Genomic DNA, 23,747 nt, shown 5'->3' on the forward strand with positions numbered 1-23,747 from the left:
TGCCATTGTGGTTCGAGCATTACAACATGCTTCACCCGCACAAAGCTTTGGGATATCGCTCACCGCGCGAGTTCTTAAACCGTCAAACAGAAAACTGATCCTGTCCGGTTTTTATGGGGCAACTCCATATCCATTGTTCGATCAGTACGGATTGCACGCCCCCGCGAACTTAGGCCCATCGCGCCCAAGCGATTAGAAACTGATCGAAACTAAGCGTGCCGATCTTTGCAGGGAGACATAGATGTCAAAATTTGCCGCTACGATTGCTGTCGCGAATACCCTATTGTTTGGGACTGTAGCCGCTGAGGAATCCAAGCCCACAATCGTCCTTGTGCACGGCGCATTCGCTGATTCATCCAGCTGGAACGGCGTCGTCAACCACCTCAAAAAAGAGGGATACAAAGCGATTACGGTCGCAAATCCGCTGCGTAGCGTCTCGACCGACGCCAGCTTTGTATCCGATATTCTCGCCAGCATCGAGGGGCCGGAAGTGCTTGTCTGACATCCTTACGGTGGGCAAGTGATCTCGAACGTCGTAAACAAGCACAACAACGTCAAGTCGCTCGTGTACGTGGCAGCCTTCGCGCCGGACACTGGGGAAGCTGCGGCCGATCTGGCGGGCAAATTCCCCGGTGGTACTTTGGGTGAAGCGCTCGCCCCTCTCGTCAAGCTTGCTGGAGGCGGTGTCGATCTTTATATCGACCAGACGAAGTTCCACGACCAGTTCGCGCACGATATATCGGCCGAGGATGCTGCACTGATGGCAATTACGCAACGGCCTATCAACGAAGCGGCACTCGCGGAGAAGTCGCCTAATCCCGCGTGGAAGTTGCTGCCATCCTACTTCGTCTTCGTTGACAGCGACAAAAACATCCCGGCAAAGGCGCTTCGGTTTATGGCCGAGCGGGCTGGCTCAAGGCGCACGGTTGTCGTTAAAGGCGCGTCGCATGTCGTCATGGTCTCGGAACCGAACATTGTGGCAGAGTTAATTGAGAATGCGGCGAATTAACGCTTTCATTTTTATCGAAGTACCCATTGCAGCCTCTAGTGCTGCGATACTGCCCGCAGAGCGTGGACGATGCGGTAGAGGCTCCCATCGTGGGTAACAGAGCAAACCACAGTAGACGCTCCTTTATGGCGGACACTCTGGCGCTCCTCCTGTTCTTCACTGCGACAGGCGTAATCAACGAGCGTATGATTGCCGCTATGAGTTGGGAGCAAATTTTTAATGCGCGTTTGCTTGGCGCCGTTCTTATGATTCCGGTAGCGCGTCCGTACGGCATTTGGCGCGACTTCCTGATGCGACGCGCTTCCGACAAACAGCTCTCTCGCTTATTCTGGAATAGCAGTGCTCTCATCACGTTCCAGGTGCCAATTTACGCCGCGATTCTCGCTCTAAGCGGCGCGCAAAGCGCTAGTCTACTCAGCGGCACTCTTGGCGCTACGGTCATGAGGCTGGTGCTTGGACCGCCCTATGGTGCATTCCTTAATTGGGTGAGAAGTTGTTTCGGGCTTCCGAAGGGGGAGTGAAGCCGATGTCATTAAACCTTTGACACTTGGAAGAGTTCAAGAATCGACTTTGGTCAACAGTGCAAGAGATATGAGGACGGCATGATTGAACTCCTTCAGACCGAGCACCCGGTGGTGCAGGCGCCGATGGCTGGAATATCCACCCCCGCGCTAGTAGCTGCCGTTTCCAACGCAGGCGGTTTGGGATCTCTGGGCTTAGGAGCAAGTTCCGTCAGCCAATCGCGAGCCGCAATAGTTCATACCCGCACACTTACCGATAAACCCTTTAATGTGAACGTATTTTGCCACAGGCCGCCGGAACGGGATGAACTCGTAGAGAGGGCTTGGATCCGGCACTTTTCCGGTTTGTTTGAGGAATTCGGAGTAAAGGCGCCGAGAGCGCTGAATGAGATTTATCAGAGCTTCCTGGTAGATGAGCAAGCATTTCTGATGCTGCTGGAATTGCGCCCGCCAATCGTAAGCTTTCATTTCGGCATTCCTTCATTCGACCGGATAGCCGCCTTAAGGACAGCTGGCATCACTACACTCGCGAGCGTAACCAGCCGGGAGGAGGCGAGAATTGCTGAAGCTGCCGCGATAGACGGGATCATCGCACAGGGCTATGAGGCTGGAGGCCATCGAAGCGTATTCGATCCGCAAGGTGATGACGATCAGCTAAGTACCTTTGCGTTGGTGCAGCGGTTAGTGCGAGATGTCGATCTTCCGGTAATCGCGGCCGGCGGCATTATGGATGGCGCCGGAATAAGTGTCGCGCTCAGGCATGGCGCTGTTGCCGCTCAACTTGGAACAGCTTTCATTCTGTGCCCGGAAAGTTCAGCTGAACTCGCATACAAAGAAAGGCTCAGAGCCTCGGAGTCATGCCCTACGACCATGACTTCGGTGATTTCTGGTCGACCTGCTCGTGGGTTTATCAACGACTTAATCACGCATGGAGAGGGCCCAAATAGCCCGTTGCCGGCTAGCTACCCCCTAGCCTACGACTTGGCAAAACAGCTGCATTCGGCAGCTGCCATGCGAGGTAACTTTGAATTTTCCAGTTACTGGGCCGGGAAAGGAGCGCCCTACGCCCGCGAGTTACCTGCAGCAGAGCTGATGCAAACTTTGATAAGGGAACTTAGGTTTGCGTCTGATTTAAGCATTCTTTCCGGGAGATAGGCTACAGTCATGCACAATTATCCTTCACCATCATCGCTGACAGCACGTCCGATTTCTTCTTTCTCGTTCATTTGCGCGGCGTGAGCCGTGTTTCAGATATGCGCTGCCTCAGCGATCGAATCTTTCGGACGATCGGATCGAACGTGCCGACAGCGCTAGAATGATGATATTTCTTAAGTCATTCGGCACCCGTTCGATTGCGAAGCGGATTGTAGCTTACGAACAAGCGGAGGTCTTCTATCGACCGGAGTGGTCTTTGAAACGGCCAGCACGTAAGGTCGTAGCCGTGTCAACGGATTTGACCCACGAAAGCGCTCTAAGCCATTTACTCGAGCTACGATATAGTCAGCGACGACGCGTTCTAGGATGTTTTGTGGAGCGGACAAGAATCCTTCACGCTAGATGCGGACGAGATAAGAAGCCCGCTTGGTCGCCGTTTTATTGAGCATGGCGAACTGATTCAGCTACACGGCAGGACCTTGTTATCTGTCCTAGCAATGCGATAGTGCCGCACCATGGCAAACATCGTCGCATAACGAGGAATGCAAATTGAACGTTGAAGATATGCGAACCTTTGTGGAAGTCGCGGACACTGGTGGAGTTTCCGCGGCAGCAAGACGGCTCGGTGTTCCAAAATCGATGGTTAGCCGACAACTGCATCGACTGGAAGCCAAGCTCGGCGTCCAGCTTCTGGCGCGCACGACCCGCGGTGCCTCGTTGACTGAAGCGGGTGCAACATTTCGCGATCACGCGGCTAGCGTGTGCGCGGAGATAGACGCAGCAAGAGAGATGATTGTTCCAATGGGTGATCTACGTGGTCTTCTAAGGATCGCAGCCCCGCTTTCTTTTGGACCGACACATTTTGCACCCGTGTTCATCGAAATGGCGAAACGTCATCCCAATCTCCGGATTCACATCAGTTTTAGTGATCATGCTGTTGATCTCGCCACCGATGGGTTCGATTGCGCGATTCGCCTCGGCCGATCTGAACATCCTGGTTTAAATTCTCATCGTGTCGGGCTTATTTTCGGGAAAGTCGTCGCCAGTCCGGCCTACATTGAAGAGCACGGATCGCCGGAAACTTTGGAGGAGCTTGTTTCAAATCACGTCGCCCTGACGCAAGGAGATGAGGCGTGGCAGCTTATAGACGGCGACAAGGTCGTCTCGATCAAGCCAATTGGCCGGTTCAGAGCGGATAACGGGATCGCCCTAGTCGCCGCAGCACTTGAAGGGCTGGGAGTCGCTATTCTTCCTACTGGTCTTATCAGCCATCACTTGGCTTTGGGCACGTTAGTGCCAGTGCTGACAGATTTTCCTGTTCCTGAAGCTGGCATAGATGTTGTGTGTTTACATTCGAAGTATGCAGCACGAAAAATACAGGTGCTTACAGAAATGCTCTCAGAGAGTTTTGACCACAGTCCGGTCTCGGGGGCGCCTTTCGAACAGTCGCTGGCGGTAGCAGGGTCGAACCGAGCGATTGATAAATGAATCAAGGCCCATCGGCGAAACGAGTCAATTCTGGTTCGAGGGTCTCGATAAGCATTTCCGTCAGTACTCTCACCTTTCGGTTAGGCTGTAGTCCAGGTGGCCGGACCACGAAGATGCCTGCTCGCGGCAGAGGATAGCGCGCCAGAACTGGAACTAAAGTCCCAGCAGCCAGATGATCGTGAATGAATTGGTTGGCCAACGCAGCTATACCGAGACCTGCGGCGGCGGCGGCGGCAAGAGCAGTCCCGCTGTCTGCTTTGAAGCGCCCTTTTGGCTTTATGACAATGAGTTTATCACCATCCATGAGCTTCCATGTATCCGCCCCTAGCAGTACTTGATGTGAGAACAAATCGTCCAAGGTTTCTGGACGACCGTTTTTGCGTAAATATTCCGGGCTCGCTACGAGTTTTCCATGAAGAGGCCCGATGCGGCGGGCGATTAGATTCGAGTCGTCAAGGAAGCCAACCCGAATGCCACAATCGAAACCCTGACTTACAAGATCAACGAAGCGATCAGTGTATGATGTATGGATTTGGAGTTGAGGGTGCCTTTTTCCCATCTCTGCCAAAACGGGCGCGAAATGGGTCGGCCCGAAGGAAAGGGGGGCCGCTACGCGGAGGAGCCCTCGAAGCTCACCAGGCGGTAGTATGGTTTCCTTTGCCGAATCGAGCTCGGCGCAAACCCTTGTGGCATAATCGTAAAACGTCGTACCGGCATCAGTCAAAGATAACCCACGCGCTGATCTTATAAAAAGCTGGGCACCAAGCGAAGTCTCAAGTCGGGCAACACCACGACTTACCATCGACTTTGAAATCCCAAGTCGTTGCGCCGCTGGAGCTACGCCTCCAGAATCAGCAACTTCAAGGAATGTCCTCAGATCATCAGTGTCCATTACAGATATCTCCTTAAAGACGCTCAATGCGAGACACATCGCCTGACCCGGGCTTGGAACTCGCTCCGTCCGCTCCTAACACAAGGTTGTTAGTATGGTGCCCGGTTGATTGTGAGGTCAAATGGTATACTGCTGCATCTCTCGATGCTGCCGCAGCTATCGAGCCAACTTCAGCGCTCTTATGGCGGCTGCTAATTCAACTCCTAGAAGTTGAATCGATCGTACCATCGCTGCGGATTCGGACGCTGCGGACGTCATTTGGAAGGCGACGCGGGAAATCCCTCCAAGTACGTCACTAGCGTGTCTTAGCTTCGCCGCTACCGTAGCCGGATTACCAACTAAAAATGCCCACGAGAGCTCGTCAGCTCATCAAATTGTACGCGTTGGTTCCTGTACGCCGCGCTCACGCGCATATTTGCCTACCATTCTAGCCCATCCAGGAAAAAATATATTCTGTGCTTCACTGTCGCTGTCTGCCAGGAAACGCATTGCGTGCACTCCCACCTTCAACTTAACCGGGTCATGCCCGGCACGCCGCCCTGCCTCGCGATAGAGATCTACAAGAGATCGGAATTGTTCGAACGTCCCTCCGATGATTGCGATCATCAGCGGCAAGCCGAGGTCTCCCGCTCGTTTAAAGGATTCCGGCGTGCCGCCCACGCCTATCCATATGGGTAACTGTGGCTGATGCGACCGCGGGAATACGCCTTGCCCTCTCAACGAAGAACGAAAACGTCCCTGCGTCGTAATACTGCAACGGTAAACCGAACAACGGAAAGGCCTCCACAGATGATCCTCTCCCGACGACCACTTCGGCGCGCCCGCGCGAAATGAGATCAAGTGTGGCAAACTCCTGAAAGACCCGCACCGGATCGGCCGCGCTCAAAACGGTGACGGCACTTGTTAGTTTAATCCGCCGAGTGCGAGCAGCCGCAGCAGCCAAAATAACCGCAGGTGCTGAGTCGAGGAATTCACTTCGATGATGCTCGCCAATACCGAAGAAGTCGAGATCGACGCTGTCAGCGACCTCGACTTCCTCAAGGAGGCTAGCCATCCGATCGGCACCCGCGGGCATTTTCCGGTTGCGGAATTTGGAAAGAAGCCAGCGAAGCTGTGGATACCAATGTCCATGGGAATTGCGTCTTTAGCCTAAGTGAGCTGAGTGCGATGTTGGTAGACCGGCTTGAAGGTGGCGAGGGTTCAGTGGAGTTTGATCCAGCCACCGATCCTCGCCCGTACCAGCTTAGAAACCGGAGCTTTCCAGTGACTCGACTGGGGTTTTAAGCAGTTGCTGCTCCCAAAGGAACGCGATGCCGATACCGGGTTCAAACTCCTTGAGCACTTCCACGAATGCGTCAGTGTGCTCGGTCCGAGCATGGTCTCGGTACCATTCGGATGCGAGCGCCAACCATGTCATAACATTGGCTCCCGCAGCGATCATTCGCTGGACGGCTCGCTCGTGCGATTCAACGGATACGCCACCGCAAGCGTCAGTAATCACTGTCACGTCCCAACCTTCGCCGAGAGCGTGAATAACCGGCATGGCGACGCAAATCTCGGTGTAGAGTCCCGCAATAATAAGCTGTTTGCGACCGGTTGCCTTCACAAGATCAACAACCTTCTTATCTTCCCACGTGTTGAGGGTGGTGCGATCAATGACTTCCTGGTCGGGAAATATCCCTGTGATTTGAGGGAAGATCAGTCCACCACGATCGGCTACGACGCTCGTGATAATCGTCGGCACACCAAACGCCTTGGCCGACTTGGTCAAACCGGCTGTGCTTGCTACTACATCTCTTGGAGAGTGGCTGTTTACGTTCGCAAGCTGAAAGGGCTGATGATCGATCAGGACAAGCACCGATTCCTCTGGGCGAAGTAGCGAGTTGAGTCCATTGCGCAAGCTCATGATAATCCTTTGATTTTGAAGTTGACCGGTTAGCAACGATCACGTTGCCGAAGAGAACGTGTCATCCGGGTTCCGTGTCAGCTAGTCAGGCTTCGCGCTACACTCTGTCGCGCTTCGCGGAACGCTGCGATGTCAGACGCTCGCTCACCGGACCTTCGATGCTTGAAAAGCTACCCCGCTGGTGAGGATAAGGGGCCGTGCCCGACTGCCTGTTCCTATTTATGCGACACACTTCCTCGCAACGTGCGACTGTTGGCAAACCTTCGTCGACGCTACGGTTAGGCATCACCAAGGAGGAATGATGTGGTCAACAATTCAACCGCCAGAGCAGAAGCCCATCGCGAGGCTTCCGTTGCGAACACTGACATTGATCTTATCAATTTGCGGTCGGCAGGCGTATCAGGCGAGACACCTACGTCCGCTTTAAAGCCAAACGAACAAGCAGCTGAGAAGAGAATGGGAGGGAGCAGACAACTCCTCTTGTCCCTGTCAGCGCTTGTGGCGTTTTCGGGATCGGTTGCTCATGCTGACCCGAAACCGGTGAACGAAAACAATTGGCCATCTTACAACAGAACGCTGGCAGGCGACCGATATTCGCCGCTTGATGAAATCAGCCAGGACAATGTTGCCAACCTGACGCGCAAATGTGAATACGCCCTTCCGGAACCAGCATCGTTCCAGACCGGTCCTCTGGTGATCGACGGTGTTCTCTACTTCACCTCACCCAGCGGGTCTTTCGCGGTCGACGCTGCGACCTGCGAGGAGCGCTGGCGCGTCACCCATTCCGTACCAAAAGGCGAGGGCGTTATCTCGGCAAACCGCGGCTTTGCCTATCTCGATGGCAAGCTGTATCGGGGCACCATGGAGGGGCATGTGCTTGCACTCTCTGCAGAGGATGGCCGGACGGTATGGGATGCCCGGATCCCTGACGCTGGCCCGGGCGTCACCATACCTATGGCGCCGATCGCTGCCGACGGCAAGGTTTTCGTCGGCAATGCCGGCGGTGACCGCGCCAATGTCAGGGGGCACGTCTATGCGTATGACGCGCAGACAGGCAGCCTGCTTTGGCGCTTCGAGGTGATCCCTGACACGCCCGAGATCCGGGCGACTTGGAAAATGCCTCAGGGCAACCCGCTTTCGGGCGGTGGTGTGTGGGTCTCTCTCAGTTATGATGAGGAGACGGGCGTCGTTTATGCGCCCACCGGCAATCCCGCGCCAGATTTCGACGCCGAACTTCGCGAAGGCGACAACCTGTATGTTAACTCGATCATCGCCATCGATGGTGAAACAGGCAAGCGGATCACCCACAACCAAGTCGTAAAACGCGACTTCCACGATTGGGGCGTTAGTGCTGCTCCAGCGCTTGTTACGACTGCCCGCGGGCGCAAAATCGCGGCTTCTGCTAATAAGGATGGACTGCTCACGGTCCTTGACAGAACGAATCTCAAAGCAGGTTTACCTTTCGTTTATGCGCAGCCAACGACTACACGCTTAAACGGCGATGTGCCGCTTTCCCGCGAGCGCCCTACAAAATTTTGCCCAGGGTTATTCGGCGGGACTGAATGGAACGGCGCTGCGTACCATCCCGCTGAAAACACCCTATTCGTCGGTGCTGTCGATTGGTGCTCAACAGTGACGCTCCAGTCCCGTGACGCTCCTGTTCCGCCTACAGGCGATATTTGGCTCGGGGTTCTCGAGCCTCTCAACAAAGTTCTCGCAGACTGGTCGACAGCACGTGGCTGGCTCACCGCTTTCGATGCCGACACGGGCGACATACGCTGGAAGCTGGAGACACCGAAACCCGTCCTTGCCGGCATCACCCCTACGGCAACCGGACTGGTCTTCGCAGCCGACCTTTCCGGCAACCTGTTCGCACTCGACGCGGCAAGCGGTAAGCGGTTGTGGAACGACAATCTGGGCCAGCCTCTCGGCGGTGGCCTCATAACCTATCGGGCGGGCGAAAAGCAGTTCGTGGCGGCGGCCGTTGGCAATGGCGGCGGGGTCTGGCCGATCGACGTGACGCGCAGCAGCATCGTCGTCTACGGCCTCCCCTAACGCGAAAACATTGAACGAACCGGCGGTCTCGCAACTCGGTACGCCGCTATTTTGCTTAGACCGCAGCTTTCCACGAACCAACCGAACAGGTGATTCATGAGTGAACTTGCTGGAAAACGCGCGCTGGTGACAGGCGCGTCGCGAGGCATCGGCGCAGCCATCGCGGTCATGCTGGCCAAGAGAGGCGCTGACGTTGCCATTACCTACGGAAGCTCCGCTGACAAAGCCGGCAACGTGGTGAGCGAGATTGAGCGAACAGGGCGGAAATCCCTTGCCATTCGAGCCGACAGCGCTGATCCCGAAGCGGTCAAGCGTGCAGTCGAGGAAACGGTCGCCGGCCTCGGCGGGCTCGACATTCTTGTCAACAATGCCGGAATTGCTCGTTACGCCAGCGTCGGCGACGACGGAAGCCTTGCAGACCTTGATGCCATGTTCAATGTGAATGTCCGTTCGGCCGTGGTGGCTTCGGGCGCCGCGATGCAGCATCTCAGTGAAGGCGGGCGCATCGTCATGATCGGATCGTTTCTGGCGGAGCGCGTGCCGTTTCCCGGAGTAACGCTTTACTCGACCACCAAATCCGCACTCTCGGCTTTCAGCAGGGGCCTCGCGCGTGACCTCGGTTCACGGGCCATCACTGTGAACCTGGTGCAGCCGGGGCCGACCGACACTGATCTGAACCCGGCAAATGGGGATCACGCGGATGGACTACGGGCCCTCACCGCGCTGGGACATTACGGCGAGCCCGGTGATATCGCGTCGGCGGTAGCGTTTCTCGTCAGTCCTGCGGCGAAATTCATCACCGGAACAGTGCTCAACGTAGACGGCGGGATCAGCGCCTAGCACCTTTTATTCGCCTTGGAGGAAATGACTATGGGCCGCGTCAGAATTGAAAGAGCCATTTCGATTTTACCGCATCGGAAACCTGCGATTGCGCTGTCACGGGCCATCCTGACCGCAGTTGCCATAGCTTGCGCGGGTAACGCAGCTGCATCCCCCACCGAAATTGTCATCGAAGGGCCGGACACCTTCCCTGAAAATATTACATCGACGCAAGACGGAACCCTTATCACCGGTTCGGTCGGCTCGGGCGGCATCTTTAGGGCGTCACCAGGCGCGGCTATCGCCACACAGTGGATTGCCCCTGGCGACAACGGCCTACTCGACACTTTCGGAGTCCTAGCCGACGACGCATCAAACACTTTATGGGTCTGCTCTTCACGCATGGACCCGCCCGCCGCTGGGGCGCCGCCTGCAGTCCCAGCACTTTACCAATACAATCTCGATACCGGCGCCTTCCGCAGCAAACACCCGCTTCCGGGCGACCATGGCCTCTGCAACGACATCGCTGTCGGCCCCGATAAGGCGGCCTATGTCGCCGACACGACCGGGGGGCGCATCCTGCGCCTGCCGGACGGCGGCGAGACCCTGGAGGAATGGTCCAGATCCGCGGAACTCGATGGCGCGGACGGCCTCGACTTTCAGGAGCGGCAGCTGTTCGTAAACAGCTTCACCACGGGAAAGTTCTTCCGCATCGAATTGAAGGCAGACGGCTCCGCTGGTGCACCGGTCACGCTGACTACATCACGCCCATTGATGCAGCCGGACGGGCTGCGTCGGCTAAACGACACGCAGTTCGTCATGGCGGAAGGCGGGGGCACCATTGATCTTCTTACCGTCAACGGTGACACGATTGAGGTGGAAACGCTGCGATCCGGTTTGATCGGCCCGGCCGGCGTCACCATTGTCGGCGACACTATCTGGGCCTTGGAATCAAAGCTTTCAATGCGCGGACAATCCAAGGTCGATCCGGCGCCATTCAAGGCTTATGCAGTTCCCGTGGCTGGGGACTGATACGATCTTGGCGCTAGATGCGCCAAGTGCAGCACTGCACGACATGCCTCCAGCACGTCGCGCAGATACGCTGCAACACCACGTTCGCTGCAAAGCGGTTAACGTGTTTGTGAGGGCCGGTTCACAAAGTGGCCTGGTCGATTACCTTCGCCCTGCGGCCTTGGTCGCAAAACAAAAACGATAGGAGTTGCGATATGAAATGGACTGCACCGAAGTTTGTTGAGGTAACTTGCGGCATGGAAATCAACCGCTACGCACAGGCAGACGGCGACGAGCCGGTCCTGTTCTAATCATGAAGGGCACGGGATTGATGACCGGTCTCCGGTTTCTCGTGCTCGGCGCTGCCGCCGGCGGCGGACTGCCGCAATGGAACTGCAATTGTTCCAATTGCGCCGCCGCCCGCGATCCTTCTTCGGGACTTGTCGCCCAGACGCAGTCTTCGCTTGCCGTCAGCATCGATGGTAAGAACTGGGCGATCTTCAACGCCTCGCCCGATATTCGCCAGCAGTTTCAGCAGACGCCGCAGCTTCATCCGAAGGCACTTCGCCACAGCCCGATCAGGAGCGTCGTCATCACCAATGCCGATGTCGACCATATCGGCGGGCTTCTGACGATCCGCGAAAAGCAGGCCTTCGATCTTTTCTCGACCTCGGCGATCGGCGCCGTCATCGACGCCAATCCGGTGTTTCGGGTGCTCGATCCGGCCTTCGTTGCGCGCCACGCGATCCGTCTCGACGAGGAATTTTCGCCGCTAGAAGGACTTGAGGCCCGCATTTTTGCCGTACCGGGCAAGGTCGCTCTTTTCCTCGAAAAGGGCGAGCCGGAACTGGGACTCGAAGGCGAGCAGACGATCGGTGTCGAATTCGTTGCCGCAGGTAAGCGCGCCTACTATATTCCCGGCTGCGCGACGCTGCCGGACTGGCTTTGCGAGCGCATTCGCGGCGCGGATCTGGTGTTCTTCGATGGCACGGTCTTCACCGATGACGAGATGATCCGCGTGGGCACCGGCATCAAAACCGGCCAGAGAATGGGGCACATGCCCATTACGGGCGACGGCGGCAGCCTCGAGGCGCTGTCGAAGCTCGCCATAGGCCGCATGGTCTATGTGCATATCAACAATACCAACCCGATCTGGCGAGATGGCGCGGAGCGGGATGCCGTTAAAGCCGCCGGTTTCGAGGTCGGTCATGACGGGATGGAGATCGACCTTGCCTGACATTCAAAACGCCGCACAGAACAGAACCGATTTCGAAGCCCGGCTGCGCGCGATTGGCGACGCCCGCTATCACGACAAGCATCCGTTCCACGGCATGCTGCATGGCGGACAGTGCACGATCACTCAGGTGCGCGCCTGGGTCATCAACCGCTTCTATTACCAGAGCCGTATCCCGCTCAAGGATGCAGCCTTCATGTCGCGCTGCGAGGATGCCGCAATCCGCCGCGCATGGCGCAAGCGCATCGAGGACCATGATGGCGGCCGTGAGGAAGGTGGCGGCATTCGTCGCTGGCTGAAACTGGCCGAAGCGGTCGGGCTCGATCCCGATTACGTCGCTTCCACGCGTGGCGTTCTGCCGGGCACGCGGTTTGCCTGCGATGCCTATGTGCGCTTCGTGCGCGAGATGCCGATACTGGATGCTGTGGCCGCGTCGCTGACCGAGCTTTTCGCGCCGACCATTCACAAGAACCGCATTGCCGGGCTGATCGAGCATTACGCCTTTGCCAATGACGAGGCGCTGTCCTATTTCCGCAAGCGTCTCGACGAGGCTCCGGTAGATGTCGCCTTCGGCCTCACTTATGTGCTTGACCATGCCGACACGAAGGAAAAGCAGGATGCGGCAGCGGCCGCGCTCACCTTCAAGACTGACGTGCTCTGGGCGCAGCTCGATGCGCTGCATAATGCCTATGTTTCGCCGGCCCTTCTGCCTCCGGGCGGTTGGGACGGAAAGGAAGGCGTGATTGGCGACCTGGACCAGCCGGCGCTGAAGCATGACACCAAGGGAGCGGCCGAATGAGCGAGCCTTCTGCGGTAGCGGTCACGGCCCAGACGGTGGCAAAGCTTGCCCGCGGCGTGCGCCTGCGCGAAGATCCCGTGCGCGGCCAGACGGTGCTACTGGCGCCGGAACGAGCACTCGCACTCGACGAGATTGCCGTCATGATCGTCAATGCGCTGGATGGCGAACGCAGTCTGGACGCTATTGCCGAGGAGTTTTCGGTCAAGTTCGAAGCGCCGAAGGATCAGGTCCTTTCCGACATGATCGCTTTTGTCGACGAGTTTTCCAAACGCAGGATGCTGGAGCTGAAGTCGTGAATGAGCACGTCAACATTGCGCGCACAAGCGAATGGAACGGTGGACGTGTTCGTATCCCCGCGCCGATCGCCATGCTGGCGGAACTGACCCATCGCTGTCCGCTTGCCTGTCCCTATTGCTCCAACCCGCTGGAGCTGGACGGCGTCAAGGCCGAGCTTTCCACCGAGGCGTGGATTTCTGTCTTCGAACAGGCGGCAGCACTCGGCGTGCTGCATCTTCATCTGTCCGGCGGTGAGCCGGCGGCGCGACGCGATCTGGTCGAACTGACGATCGCTGCCGCCAAGGCCGGGCTCTACACCAACCTGATTACCTCCGGCATCGGTCTGACCGAGAAGCGCATTGCCGAACTCTCCGAGGCTGGCCTCGACCACCTGCAGCTTTCCATCCAGGGCGCGACACCTGATCTGGCCGACAAGGTGGGTGGCTACAAGGGCGGGTATCATCGCAAGATAGCCGCGGCGGAATGGACCCATGCGGCCGGCATCCCGCTCACCGTCAACGCCGTCTGCCACAAGCAGAACATGGACCAGATCGGCGATATGCTTGATCTCGCCGTCAAGCTCGGTGCCCGCCGCATCGAGATTGCCACCGTGCAGTTCCACGGCTGGGCGGAGCGGAACCGCAAGGCGCTGATGCCGACCAGGCAACAGGTACTGAAGACCAACGCCTTTGTCGACGAAGCGCGCAAGCGGCTGGAAGGCATCATCGTCATCGACTACGTGCCGGCCGACCATCACTCGACATACCCCAAGGCCTGTATGGGCGGCTGGGGGCGCACCGGTCTTAACGTCACGCCATCCGGCAAGGTGCTACCCTGCCACGCGGCCGAAAGCATTCCATCCTTGCAGTTCGAGACGGTGCGCGACAAGCCGCTCGCCGACATCTGGTACGATAGCGACGCCTTCAATGCATATCGCGGCGATAGCTGGATGCCAGATCTCTGCCGCTCCTGTGACCGCAAGGCGATCGACATGGGCGGTTGCCGCTGCCAGGCGATGGCGCTGGCTGGCGATCCGGCCGCCACCGATCCGGTCTGCATTCGTTCGTTCAAGCGGCAGGCGCTGGTGGAACAGGCCGAAATCGACAGCTGCATCGAGCCCCCGGACTTTATTTATCGAGGGCGCTGACCGGAATTTGAATAAGAAAGTCATGATCTCCCTTGAAGCTTTCTTCATTCATTTCCGGCTGAAAACAGCGAACACTCTTGAAAATTGGGGTGTCGTTACAGGGTGATAGCGTCCAAATATAGCATGGCGGCCGATTAATGTTGGTTCCTCTGGGCGCGACACAGTTAATCAAAGCCCAAGGCTTCAAATGACTGAACTGCATATCTAGTGTTGTGGCCCACCCCTTCGAAATCACTCTTTGCCAGAGTCACAGAAGCGATCCCGACTTGAGGTGCCTATTTTTGATCTCGTGGAGAAACAGATGTCCGAAATGAACTTACGAGAATTTTTCACCCGCTATATCGCCGTTTTGAACACTCACAAGTTTGATCAGCTCATCGAGTTTATGCATGACGAGCTTCTGGTTAATGGGCATAGAGTGACTTTGAGCCAGATGATCCTTGAACTCGAAGGCCATGTGGCCGCCGTCCCCGATTTAGTATGGCGCGTGGAAAACATTGCCGTCGAAGGTGACCAGGTCGCGGCTCACTTAATGAACAAGGGGACTCCAGTGAGGGAATGGTTTGGCTCTATGCCAAACGGCTCCAGCGTCGAATTCGCTGAGCATGTATTTCATAAGATCCGCGATGGTCGGTTTTACGAACAGAACTTTCTGCTTGATAAGTTTTCAGTGCAAAATCAGCTTGCCCCTCAGTAAGCGGCCATTGATCAGTTCCCGCCTCTGAAACCGTGACCGTATTAATCAATAAGGTTTCTATTCATCGGTTTGTCCCGGACAAACACGAGAGTTCGCTCCGTTTAACGGACTAAAAATAGAGGGGTGTTGGCCGATGCGGTAAGACGCCAGACGGCATCGATCATGTAATTTCTGCGTAACTATGAGATTCCATAACCTTCCCGGCGGGGTCGCGCTTCGCTCTCGCAGTCGAATAACACACCGAAAAGAAGGTACAAGAAATGAGCAAAGCCTCACGAGATCATGTCTTCATGCGACGCCTATCTGTCGGAATGGTATTCGCGGGTCTCCTCATCCTGACAGGTTGCCAGACGCCGGAACAGGAACGCCATGCCGATCTGGATACGTGCTCTGCAATGGGCGCGCGATACGGCTCATCATCCCATACCGGATGCATGCTTCAACAGCAGCAGCGTCGTGATGACGCGCAATTGCGAACTCTTGAGTCAGCCAGGCTGAGTCAGATCATGGCGGAAGATGCGCGCCGGCAGCAAGAGCGCATGAGAAGAGAGAGACGGCGGGACTAGTTTCGACTTCGGAGGGAGGCTTGAGCTGATTGCACTCGACCTATTTGACCAGCCTTCGGCTGATGCAAGCCAGTCGCGAGCCGAAAGTGCATAAGCCTCCTCACTATGAGGGCAAACCTCCACCCAGCGTCCGATCACTGCCCCAAACCTGGAGACTGAAGGCTCATGTCCACTCCATTGCGCCATGCGCTAGTTCTCGTCCGGTGGCATAGAGCAGAATTCATCGTCATCAATGCAGCATTTTTTAGCCTGTTTGCAGCAACGATGACGGTGACGCTGCTGATCCCGGAAATCCAACCAGCCATACTGAACATTTTCTCGGGGATCGTGCGGACAGACCTCGCCGCTCAGGTCTATCTCAGCGGAAGCGTCCTATATGCAGCGTCAGCAACATTGGCGGTCAATCTTGGGATTGCAGTGCTGCTCATTTCTATCCCGTCGTTTTTCATCCCCTTTTTCGGCACCGCATTTGCGATGGTTTTTGCTGTGACTTATGGTGTGACGCTAGCGCCCATTGGTCCTCATGCGGCCGCAATGATCCCCCACTCCATCACGGTGCTGATCGAATTCCAGGCTTATATCATTGCGGCCCTAGGCGCCTATCTAACTGGGCGCGCCATTTTCTTGCCTGTGGCGGGAGAAAAGCGGTCGGTCGGCAAAAGATACGCAGCTGCAGCCGCGCATGTCCTCTCGCTTTACGCGCTCGTTGTTCCTCTTCTTCTCTTGGGCGCGGTCTATGAAGCCTTTGAAATCATCTATCTCGTAAGATACTTCATTTAGCGACATGAAAATCCTATTGGTCGAAGACGATCCCGAAATGGCCGAAGCGCTTCGGACAGCGCTGTCAAGGCATGGCTTCGTCTTGGCAACGGTGGCGAATCTCACCACGGCGCGAGAAGCGATCGTCATCGAACGATATGATGTTGTTCTTATTGATCGCCAGCTTCCCGACGGGGACGGCAGCACTTTGCTCGCCGAGATCCGGCAAACCACCAATCCACCCCGCTCCATAATTATCTCCGCCATGGGATCCACAAAAGACAAGATTGCCGGGCTTAACGGGGGCGCCGATGACTATCTGCCCAAACCGTTCGAGGTCGATGAACTGGTCGCCCGCCTCAATGCAGTGGCACGCCGAACGCCTGAAGCCAAGGCAGACGTTATCACGGCCGGCAATGTCCGGTATGATCGGGTGACGCGAGATCTGTATGTCGAAGGCACTCGGCAGGAACTTGCTCGACGAGAACTTCTTATCATCGAGACCCTTCTCAAGAATCTCGGACGAACGGTGCTGCGATCTTCGTTGGAGGAAAGCGTTTATTCCTTCGACGACGAGATCCAATCCAATTCGCTGGAAGCCAACATGTCTCGCCTCCGGCGAAAACTGGCGGACGCTGGTGCCGATATCGTCATCCGTAATATTCGCGGTGTCGGATACTTCCTTCTTGAGCAGAAATGACATGTCTCACCACTCTCTGCGCGGGCGTTTCACACTCGGCTTCATCACGCTTCAGCTTGTCACGATCAGCGTCTCATTCGGGCTCGTTCTTTACATCGCGACCCTGAGCGCTCCTCGAGGGGCGGTACCCTCTGCCTGGTACCCACAGGAGATCTCGAAGTCGGTGACAGTTGACCACAATGGCAAAGCTGCGATCGATCCGACGCCGGCACTCAAGACAGTGATGGATGAATGGCCCACCTCCTGGTTTGTTATCCGCCTCGCCGACGGATCCACGCTTCGGCACGGCGAGATGCCGATAGATATCGCCGAGAACGCGGCGTTTCTCACCAGTTTTCGCAGTGTTGAGTTGCGCGGCTATGTCGATGCTCCGGACCGGCAAGCCACGATTGACACGATGTCAACCGCCGCAGGAGAAGCAACGGTGTTAGCCGGTGGCGTATCTATGTCCCTATACCAACTCGTGTTTGTAGTGGGACAGATAACGATCGGTGTCCCAGCCTTGATACTTCTGGTGGTCACCCTTGTCGGTGTCCCGTGGGTTACGAAATGGTCGCTTCGCTCCCTCAGGCAACTGACCGAGCGCTTGAACAGGATCGACATCGAGGCTCGTCGCGGCGTTGTGGATGAACGAGGATTGCCAGGCGAGCTATTGCGGGTTGTCAGGGAAATCAATCTCGCGCTCAATCGGCTCGATGCCGGGTTTGAGAAAACGGAGCGCTTTTTTATCAACGCAGCCCATGAACTGCGCACGCCAATCGCCATCGTTCAGGTTCGCGCGGACAGTTTGCCGCAAAGTGACGAGAAGCTTCACATCCTAAGGAGCATAAAACGGCTGACGGCCATCACGAACCAGCTTTTGGATATGGAGCGATATCGGCAAAATACGCCGATCTCGCAGGACATCGAATTAACGCATCTCCTGTCAAAGGTTGTCGCCGACCTCGCGCCATTCGCGATTTCGGAAGGTTACGACATCTCTTTCGACACCAATGTTTTCAAGGTATCGATGGAAGGTGATAGCGAAGCGTTGGACCGCGCCTTTTCCAATCTCGTTCGTAACGCCATCCAATATGGAGGCGGGCGCGGCGACATCGCAGTGAGGGTGGAGGCCGATGGATCCGTCGTTATCTCCGATCAAGGCGTCGGTATAGCAAAGGAACTTCATTCACGCATTTTCGAGCCATTTTACCGCGTGAATCCGCATGGATCCGGTGCTGGCCTTGGCTTGAGCATGGTCAGCGAGATTATTGAAAAGCATGGTGGCGTTATAGAGCTCGGGTCATCTCCTGGCCAAGGAAGTGTCTTCGCTATTCGCTGGCGCAATGCATTGCGTATCGAAAAGCGTCGTCAAGAACCCTAGATCTGGCCTACCGTGACGGACGGAACATGGAAGCCCCCTTGCTTGGCAAGGTAGCCGACATTCCAGGCCTCATAGAAATAATGACCGCTCCTGCTCAGTGCTGGACAACCCAGCCAACTGTGATGATGACAGCCAAAGCCGCGCCCATAGAAATCTGAAATCCGGATAATGTCGTCATACCTCGCCTTTGTCTTTGAGATATCTGATGGTCCGGCGGGCAACTATCCTGCCCGCCGGACTGCTGATCAGGCCCGAACTGCTAATCAGGCAAAGCCTTCAAGCACGACCTTGCCGATTGTCGATCCGCTCTCGAGCTGCTCGTGAGCCTTTTTCAGGTTTGCAGCATTGATCCTACCAAAGTTGTTCGTGGCCGTTGTGCTAATCCTTCCAATGTCGACGGCGGCCGATATCTCGTTCAAGATACGTGCCTGCTCGTTCATGTCCGGTGTGCCATAGATGGCGCGCGTGAACATGAGTTCATGGTGGATCGATACGTCTTTCCGCTTGAATGCCATGACGTCGAAGCCCGATGGATCATCGATGAGGCAGAAACGACCCTGCGGCGCAATCAGCTCGACGATCTCATCGACATGCTGTGAGGTCTGAGTTGTCGAGAAAACGAAGGCCGGAGCGCCGATACCCAGAGCCGAGATCTGACTGGCGAGCGGCTTGGAGTGATCAACGACATGATGCGCACCGAGCGATCTGACGAACTCCTGCGTTTCAGGACGCGAAGCCGTCGCAATGACGGTCAGATCGGTGAACTGCCGGGCGATCTGAATGGCGATAGACCCCACTCCGCCGGCGCCGCCGATGATCAGGACGGCGGGAGCAGCACCAGGAACCGGCTTGTTCACATCCAGACGGTCAAATAAGGCCTCCCATGCCGTCAACGATGTCAGCGGCAGCGCCGCAGCTTCGGCCCAGTCGAGTTTTGACGGCTTCTTGCCAACGATGCGCTCGTCCACCAGATGGAATTCGGCATTTGCCCCCGGACGGGTGATGGACCCCGCACACCAGACCTCGTCTCCCACTTTGAAGTTGGTGACTTCGTCGCCGACCTCCGCGACGATCCCTGCCGCGTCCCAACCAATGACTTTCCATTCAGCACCGTCGTCTGGTGAGGCGCTACGACGGACCTTGTAGTCCACCCGGATTGACCGAAATCGCTTTCACCTGAACGAGGATATCTCGGCCTTGGGTCCGTGGCCTTGGTAGTTCGATGTCGATGAGCGAATCCCGCTCGGAAATCGGCGAAGGAATTTTGTATCCGATGGCTTTCATATGTGTCTCCATTTCGGAGTCTTCGACGTCACTTCTTTATCTTCCTGCGTTCGCGCGGGCGCCGGAAGGAGCCGACAGGCTCCTTCCTTGCGCTACTCTGGAACTTGCTAGGGTGCTGGCATGGCGGATGTTGCTCGTGTCAGCCGGCGGCATCCCCATTTTCATGATCGCTTGCGGCAAAGGCGCCGCCCTCGAGATGATAGACCGTCGGTTCCTCCGAGAAGTACTCCTGCAGGCCTCTCATGAACTCTTCATGGTCGTCGCTTGCTTCGAATCCAGGAGTATGATCCTCGAGTGAGCGCCATTGAACGATCAGGTTGAAAGCTTCCGGGGTTTCGATGCCCTGGGCCAATACGTGACCGCGGTACCCCTGCGCTCGCGTGAGGAGGGGAGCAACGTCCTCGAAGGCCTGCCTGAACTCTTCAGTTTTATCCTTATGGACAGGCAGCACAGCTATCTCATAAATCATGGTTGCACCTTTGTGTCGGCCGACGGGTCGACGGCAATTGCGATCTTGCCCCGCAAGCCGTTGTTGGGTTTTTCAAGCAGCGCATGGGCGAGCGGGAGGTCGGCAAGTGAGTAGACGGCACCCACGTGCGGCCGCAGCTGACCGCGCTCCACCAGTGTGCTGAGCTCGTCGAGCTTGCCTTGGTTCTGCCTCGTGAAGACGAAGTGGTAACTCGCGTTCTTGCCCCATGCCTCAATGAGGTTTTGCGGCTGTGCAATGTCCACGATCGAGACGACGCGGCCAAGTTGCGCGAGCACCTTGGGGCTGTGGGTCAATGTGTCGCCGCCGAGTGTGTCGAAGACGACGTCTACTCCGAGGCCCCCGGTTTCCCGCATGATGGCGTCGACATAATCTTCCTTTCTGTAGTCGATGACAACGTCCGCTCCGACACTTCGCGCAAACTCGAAATTCTCTTCGCGCACCGTTGTGAAGACCTTCGCACCGATGGCTTTCGCGACCTGGATCGCCACATGCCCTACCCCTCCGGCGCCGCCATGGATAAGGATGCTTTCTCCCACTCTCAGCGCAGCGCGCGAGACAAGGGCCTCCCAAGCTGTTCCGCCGACCAGGCTTAGGCTGGCTGCTTCAAGGTGGCTGAGCGCCTTGGGTTTCCTTCCGATGATTTTCTCGTTTGCGACGTGGTATTCTGCATAACTCCCCGGCCCGTCGAATATTTGCGGCGTGTACCAGACTTCATCTCCGGGAGAGAACGTCGTTACGCCCGGACCGACGGCTTCGACTACTCCGGAAACGTCATGACCGGTAATCGCCGGCAACGGCACAAGGTCACGATAGTCGCCTCGCCGAACCTGGTAGTCCAGTGGATTGATCGAGGTGGCGTGGACCCGCACCAAGACTTGTCCAGCCTGAGGAATTGGCTTCGGCACGTCGGAAAGCTCAAAGGTCTCCGGACCACCAAAGGAGTTGAGTGTCATCGCTTTCATTGCAAATCCTCACTTTGTTAAAACTGCATATCGGGGTTTTCGACGCCGCTTCGTGAAATTCAGATGCTCTCACCGTGGTCTCCGAAGGAGCGGATAGCTGGCTTGTCGTAAGTCCGCTCCCCGCGGCTGTGCTTCAGTCAATTTATCGATTGCTCAATTGTTGACGGCGTAGGAGCTCCAGCGACCGATCCTCCCCGATTTTGTAGGTTTCCTCGTAATGTGCTCCGTCCGCATAAAAGCGATGGGAAAACGTGGTTCCTACGGGAGACTTCAGCAGCTTCGTTTTTGGCTGTCCCTGAAACGAGAGACTGCCCGGAATAGGCTCGAATGCACGTGCCTTCGTAGCCAGTGCCGCCTGGACGATCAGACCGGCCAGCAAAATGGCAGCGGCGACGGCCTTTCGGTTTGTCAAAGTCACAGTATTTTCCTTTCTTGACGTGATACCGTGGCGTTTCCCGCCCGGTTTTTGTGTCGAATTACGGAGAAGAGGTACTCACTGACAGCGGCCTCGCGCCTCATGTCGGACCGATCCTGAAATGCGGAATGACTTCAGTTCCGATCTCCTCAAGAACCTCGGCAACAAGCCTCCGGCTGAACTTGAGGTTCAGCGCGACGTGGTTGACCCCGATCGAGCGCAGGGCATCCAACAGCTCTGCCAGCCGTCGTCGCCCTACCCGATATCCGAGATGGATGGCGCTGGGCGGCATGTCCGGATTTGCGTCCAGATCGAGATAGAGCGATTGCGCGAGCGGTTTGAATGCTGCTCCGCTGTTATCAAGTGCGTCGCGCCAGCGTTTGGCGACCTGCGCTTGCTGAACCTTGTCCCGCGGATAGGTGAGCCAGCCATCACTGCGTTGCGCGATCCACTCCAGCGATTGCTGGCTCTGGCCGGTGACGAGAGTGGGCAGCCGGGGCGAATGCGGTTTGGGTACGAGGTCACCACCGCCCGTAAGCCGGCCATAATGCGCCGACGCGTGGACGGGAAAACGCTTCGTCAGCAATGCCTCGACATAGTCGAACGCGTCACGGAAGAGGTCGCCACGCAGATCGGCATCCCGGCGATATGCCGGGTACTCGACCGGGCGGTCGCCGGAAGCCACGCCGAACACGAAACGTCCGCCGGATAGGCGATCGAGCGATGCCGCGGCCTTGGCGACATCGATCGGGTGATGAAGCGGCAGGATGACGGCGCCTGTAGCAAGCGCGATGGTGGACGTGCTCGCCGCGATCGTCGCAAGCCAGACGAAAGGGTCGTAAATCTGGCCCAGATCGCCGAAGGTCGGGTCGTTCAGCGGCACATCCCGCGCCCAGAGCGCAGCAAAGCCTAGACGCTCGGCCTGCTGGGCAAGCTCGATCTGGTCGCGCATGGCGGGCTCGGGCCCATCGAAAGCCTCAATCGGGAAATAGACGCCTAGTGTCAACTGCTCCGGCGCGAACATGGACACATAGCCACGGCCGAACAGGTTCGGACCGGCCCTTACGGCCGGTGATGGAATAATGGTCATGGCGATATCCTTTGAACAGTCGCTGTGACGGGCTCACCAACCATGGTGCCGTCTCGATGGCTCCTATTTGATCTATCGCGATTGCTTTCGGTAGCGCCCCGTTTTAGGATCATTTTCAATAAAATTTTGAAAGTCACCTCATGGACGTGGACGATCTGAATCTTTTCGTGCGTATCGCCCGGATGCACAGTATCAGTGCCGCAGCCCGCGACCTGGGTCTCACACCCGCGGGAGCGAGCGCCAAACTGGCCGCTCTTGAACGAAGACTCAGCGCCAGGCTCCTCCATCGCACCACGCGGCAAACGACCTTGACCGAAGACGGTCTCGCTTTCCTGCCCCATGCGGAACATGTTGTGCTCGCTGCGGAAGCTGCCCGAGCGGCGCTCGGACGAGAGCAGGCCACGCCTCGCGGCACATTGCGCGTAGCCGCCCCCGCCTCGTTCGCGCGCATGCACATTGTACCGGGCCTGCCCGACTTCTGCAGGCTATACCCCGACTTGACGCTTGACTTGCGCATCTCCGACAGCATCGTTGATCTGGTTGAGGGAGCCTTCGATGTGGCGGTTCGTTATACCGAACTCAGCGACTCGTCCTTCGTCGCGCGGCGGCTTGCTCCGGACAATCGGGTTCTGGTCGCCTCGCCCGAATATCTCGAGCAGCATGGCCGGCCTGGCACGCCCGACGACTTGGCGAAACACACTTGCCTCGTCGTCGGCACGCTGGATCTTTGGACGTTTCAAGGGAAAGATTCGGAAGTAATCGAGCGGCGTGTCATTCCGAGCCTGCGCATCAATGACGGAACTGCAGTGCGCGACGCGGCCTCGGCCGGTCTTGGTATCGCTCTCATGGCCACATGGTGCGCATCAGACGAACTGCGATCTGGCACCCTCGTACCGGCGCTCCCCGAATACCCGTTGATCTCAACACAGACGCTTTGGGCGCTCTATCCAAGTTCCCGCGAACTGGCACCGAAAGTGCGCGTGTTCATCGACTGGCTTGTCAATCGATTTGGGCCTCAACCCTATTGGGACAAGGGCCTCGAGGATATCCTCATGTAAAGAGGGTGATCAATGGATCGGTAAACGAGTGAGCCGCCTGTGCGAGCGGCT

The 23,747-nt window shown here is 57.0% G+C and carries 22 protein-coding genes and 3 pseudogenes; 18 read left to right on the plus strand and 7 right to left on the minus strand.

The window, feature by feature from the left end:
- The 5 genes and pseudogenes from JNB91_RS15590 to JNB91_RS15610 all read left to right on the plus strand — a co-directional run.
- Window positions 1-98, plus strand: a 98-nt coding sequence (locus JNB91_RS15590) for an integrase core domain-containing protein (RefSeq protein ID WP_220326603.1), incomplete at its 5' end; no start/stop codon positions are given.
- A 143-nt stretch (window positions 99-241) separates the two neighbouring features.
- Window positions 242-1,009 (plus strand): annotated as a pseudogene (locus tag JNB91_RS15595) (alpha/beta fold hydrolase).
- A gap of 125 nt (window positions 1,010-1,134) precedes the next feature.
- Window positions 1,135-1,530 carry an L-alanine exporter AlaE gene (gene alaE / locus JNB91_RS15600; RefSeq protein WP_262928007.1) on the plus strand — a complete coding sequence of 132 codons (396 nt, stop codon included), beginning with the start codon at window positions 1,135-1,137 and terminating at the stop codon, window positions 1,528-1,530.
- Between the two features lie 81 nt (window positions 1,531-1,611).
- Window positions 1,612-2,685, plus strand: a complete 1,074-nt coding sequence (locus JNB91_RS15605; RefSeq protein ID WP_220326443.1) for an NAD(P)H-dependent flavin oxidoreductase — start codon at window positions 1,612-1,614, stop codon at window positions 2,683-2,685.
- Between the two features lie 549 nt (window positions 2,686-3,234).
- Window positions 3,235-4,173, plus strand: coding sequence for a LysR family transcriptional regulator (locus tag JNB91_RS15610; protein WP_220326444.1), 939 nt, complete (start codon window positions 3,235-3,237; stop codon window positions 4,171-4,173).
- A gap of 1 nt (window position 4,174) precedes the next feature.
- Here JNB91_RS15610 and JNB91_RS15615 read toward each other — a convergent pair whose 3' ends face one another.
- From JNB91_RS15615 to JNB91_RS15625, 3 genes and pseudogenes are all read right to left on the minus strand, one after another.
- Window positions 4,175-5,065, minus strand: a complete 891-nt coding sequence (locus JNB91_RS15615; RefSeq protein ID WP_220326445.1) for a LysR family transcriptional regulator — start codon at window positions 5,063-5,065, stop codon at window positions 4,175-4,177.
- Between the two features lie 156 nt (window positions 5,066-5,221).
- Window positions 5,222-6,196, minus strand: a pseudogene (locus JNB91_RS15620) (LLM class flavin-dependent oxidoreductase).
- Window positions 6,197-6,308: 112 nt separating this feature from the next.
- A complete protein-coding gene (locus JNB91_RS15625; RefSeq protein WP_220326446.1) occupies window positions 6,309-6,971 on the minus strand; it encodes a hydrolase in 663 nt (220 codons plus the stop codon).
- 303 nt (window positions 6,972-7,274) lie between these two features.
- Between JNB91_RS15625 and JNB91_RS15630 the strand changes: the two genes are divergently transcribed.
- From JNB91_RS15630 to JNB91_RS15685, 12 genes are all read left to right on the plus strand, one after another.
- Window positions 7,275-9,026 (plus strand): outer membrane protein assembly factor BamB family protein, encoded by a 1,752-nt coding sequence (locus tag JNB91_RS15630; RefSeq protein ID WP_220326447.1) that lies wholly within the window; start codon window positions 7,275-7,277, stop codon window positions 9,024-9,026.
- 96 nt (window positions 9,027-9,122) lie between these two features.
- Window positions 9,123-9,866, plus strand: a complete 744-nt coding sequence (locus tag JNB91_RS15635) for a 3-oxoacyl-ACP reductase family protein (protein ID WP_220326448.1) — start codon at window positions 9,123-9,125, stop codon at window positions 9,864-9,866.
- Between the two features lie 30 nt (window positions 9,867-9,896).
- Complete coding sequence (locus JNB91_RS15640) at window positions 9,897-10,877, plus strand: SMP-30/gluconolactonase/LRE family protein (RefSeq protein ID WP_220326449.1); 981 nt, start codon at window positions 9,897-9,899, stop codon at window positions 10,875-10,877.
- Window positions 10,878-11,071: 194 nt separating this feature from the next.
- Window positions 11,072-11,167 carry a pyrroloquinoline quinone precursor peptide PqqA gene (gene pqqA, locus JNB91_RS15645; RefSeq protein WP_220326450.1) on the plus strand — a complete coding sequence of 32 codons (96 nt, stop codon included), beginning with the start codon at window positions 11,072-11,074 and terminating at the stop codon, window positions 11,165-11,167.
- Window positions 11,168-11,187: 20 nt separating this feature from the next.
- Window positions 11,188-12,093, plus strand: a complete 906-nt coding sequence (gene pqqB / locus JNB91_RS15650) for a pyrroloquinoline quinone biosynthesis protein PqqB (RefSeq protein ID WP_220326451.1) — start codon at window positions 11,188-11,190, stop codon at window positions 12,091-12,093.
- Window positions 12,065-12,889, plus strand: coding sequence for a pyrroloquinoline-quinone synthase PqqC (gene pqqC / locus JNB91_RS15655; RefSeq protein WP_220326452.1), 825 nt, complete (start codon window positions 12,065-12,067; stop codon window positions 12,887-12,889). Before pqqB ends, pqqC begins: the two co-directional genes overlap by 29 nt.
- Window positions 12,886-13,185 carry a pyrroloquinoline quinone biosynthesis peptide chaperone PqqD gene (gene pqqD / locus JNB91_RS15660; RefSeq protein ID WP_220326453.1) on the plus strand — a complete coding sequence of 100 codons (300 nt, stop codon included), beginning with the start codon at window positions 12,886-12,888 and terminating at the stop codon, window positions 13,183-13,185. The genes pqqC and pqqD overlap by 4 nt, the downstream gene beginning before the upstream one ends.
- The gene (gene pqqE, locus JNB91_RS15665) at window positions 13,182-14,312 is read left to right on the plus strand and encodes a pyrroloquinoline quinone biosynthesis protein PqqE (protein ID WP_346269349.1); all 1,131 of its coding nucleotides are present in this window, start codon (window positions 13,182-13,184) and stop codon (window positions 14,310-14,312) included. Before pqqD ends, pqqE begins: the two co-directional genes overlap by 4 nt.
- Before the next feature lie 301 nt (window positions 14,313-14,613).
- On the plus strand, window positions 14,614-15,009 hold the full coding sequence (locus JNB91_RS15670; protein ID WP_220326454.1) for an ester cyclase: 396 nt from the start codon (window positions 14,614-14,616) through the stop codon (window positions 15,007-15,009).
- Window positions 15,010-15,740: 731 nt separating this feature from the next.
- Window positions 15,741-16,355, plus strand: a complete 615-nt coding sequence (locus JNB91_RS15675; protein WP_220326455.1) for a hypothetical protein — start codon at window positions 15,741-15,743, stop codon at window positions 16,353-16,355.
- 4 nt (window positions 16,356-16,359) lie between these two features.
- Entirely contained in the window at window positions 16,360-17,034 is a 675-nt protein-coding gene (locus JNB91_RS15680; RefSeq protein ID WP_220326456.1) for a response regulator transcription factor, read from the plus strand.
- Window positions 17,021-18,397 carry a sensor histidine kinase gene (locus JNB91_RS15685; RefSeq protein WP_223218198.1) on the plus strand — a complete coding sequence of 459 codons (1,377 nt, stop codon included), beginning with the start codon at window positions 17,021-17,023 and terminating at the stop codon, window positions 18,395-18,397. Before JNB91_RS15680 ends, JNB91_RS15685 begins: the two co-directional genes overlap by 14 nt.
- Window positions 18,398-18,660: 263 nt before the next feature.
- Here JNB91_RS15685 and JNB91_RS15690 read toward each other — a convergent pair.
- From JNB91_RS15690 to JNB91_RS15705, 4 genes and pseudogenes are all read right to left on the minus strand, one after another.
- Window positions 18,661-19,681 (minus strand): annotated as a pseudogene (locus tag JNB91_RS15690) (zinc-binding alcohol dehydrogenase family protein).
- 139 nt (window positions 19,682-19,820) lie between these two features.
- Window positions 19,821-20,150, minus strand: a complete 330-nt coding sequence (locus JNB91_RS15695) for an antibiotic biosynthesis monooxygenase family protein (RefSeq protein WP_220326457.1) — start codon at window positions 20,148-20,150, stop codon at window positions 19,821-19,823.
- Complete coding sequence (locus tag JNB91_RS15700) at window positions 20,147-21,133, minus strand: zinc-dependent alcohol dehydrogenase family protein (protein WP_220326458.1); 987 nt, start codon at window positions 21,131-21,133, stop codon at window positions 20,147-20,149. The genes JNB91_RS15695 and JNB91_RS15700 overlap by 4 nt, the downstream gene beginning before the upstream one ends.
- Before the next feature lie 515 nt (window positions 21,134-21,648).
- Window positions 21,649-22,638 (minus strand): LLM class oxidoreductase, encoded by a 990-nt coding sequence (locus JNB91_RS15705; RefSeq protein ID WP_220326459.1) that lies wholly within the window; start codon window positions 22,636-22,638, stop codon window positions 21,649-21,651.
- A gap of 140 nt (window positions 22,639-22,778) precedes the next feature.
- On the opposite strand from JNB91_RS15705, the gene JNB91_RS15710 reads away from it, so the two are divergent.
- Window positions 22,779-23,696, plus strand: a complete 918-nt coding sequence (locus JNB91_RS15710) for a LysR family transcriptional regulator (RefSeq protein WP_220326460.1) — start codon at window positions 22,779-22,781, stop codon at window positions 23,694-23,696.
- The last annotated feature ends 51 nt before the right edge of the window (window positions 23,697-23,747 follow it).

This window comes from Aliirhizobium wenxiniae, assembly GCF_019511445.1.
Lineage (GTDB): Bacteria > Pseudomonadota > Alphaproteobacteria > Rhizobiales > Rhizobiaceae > Neorhizobium > Neorhizobium wenxiniae_A.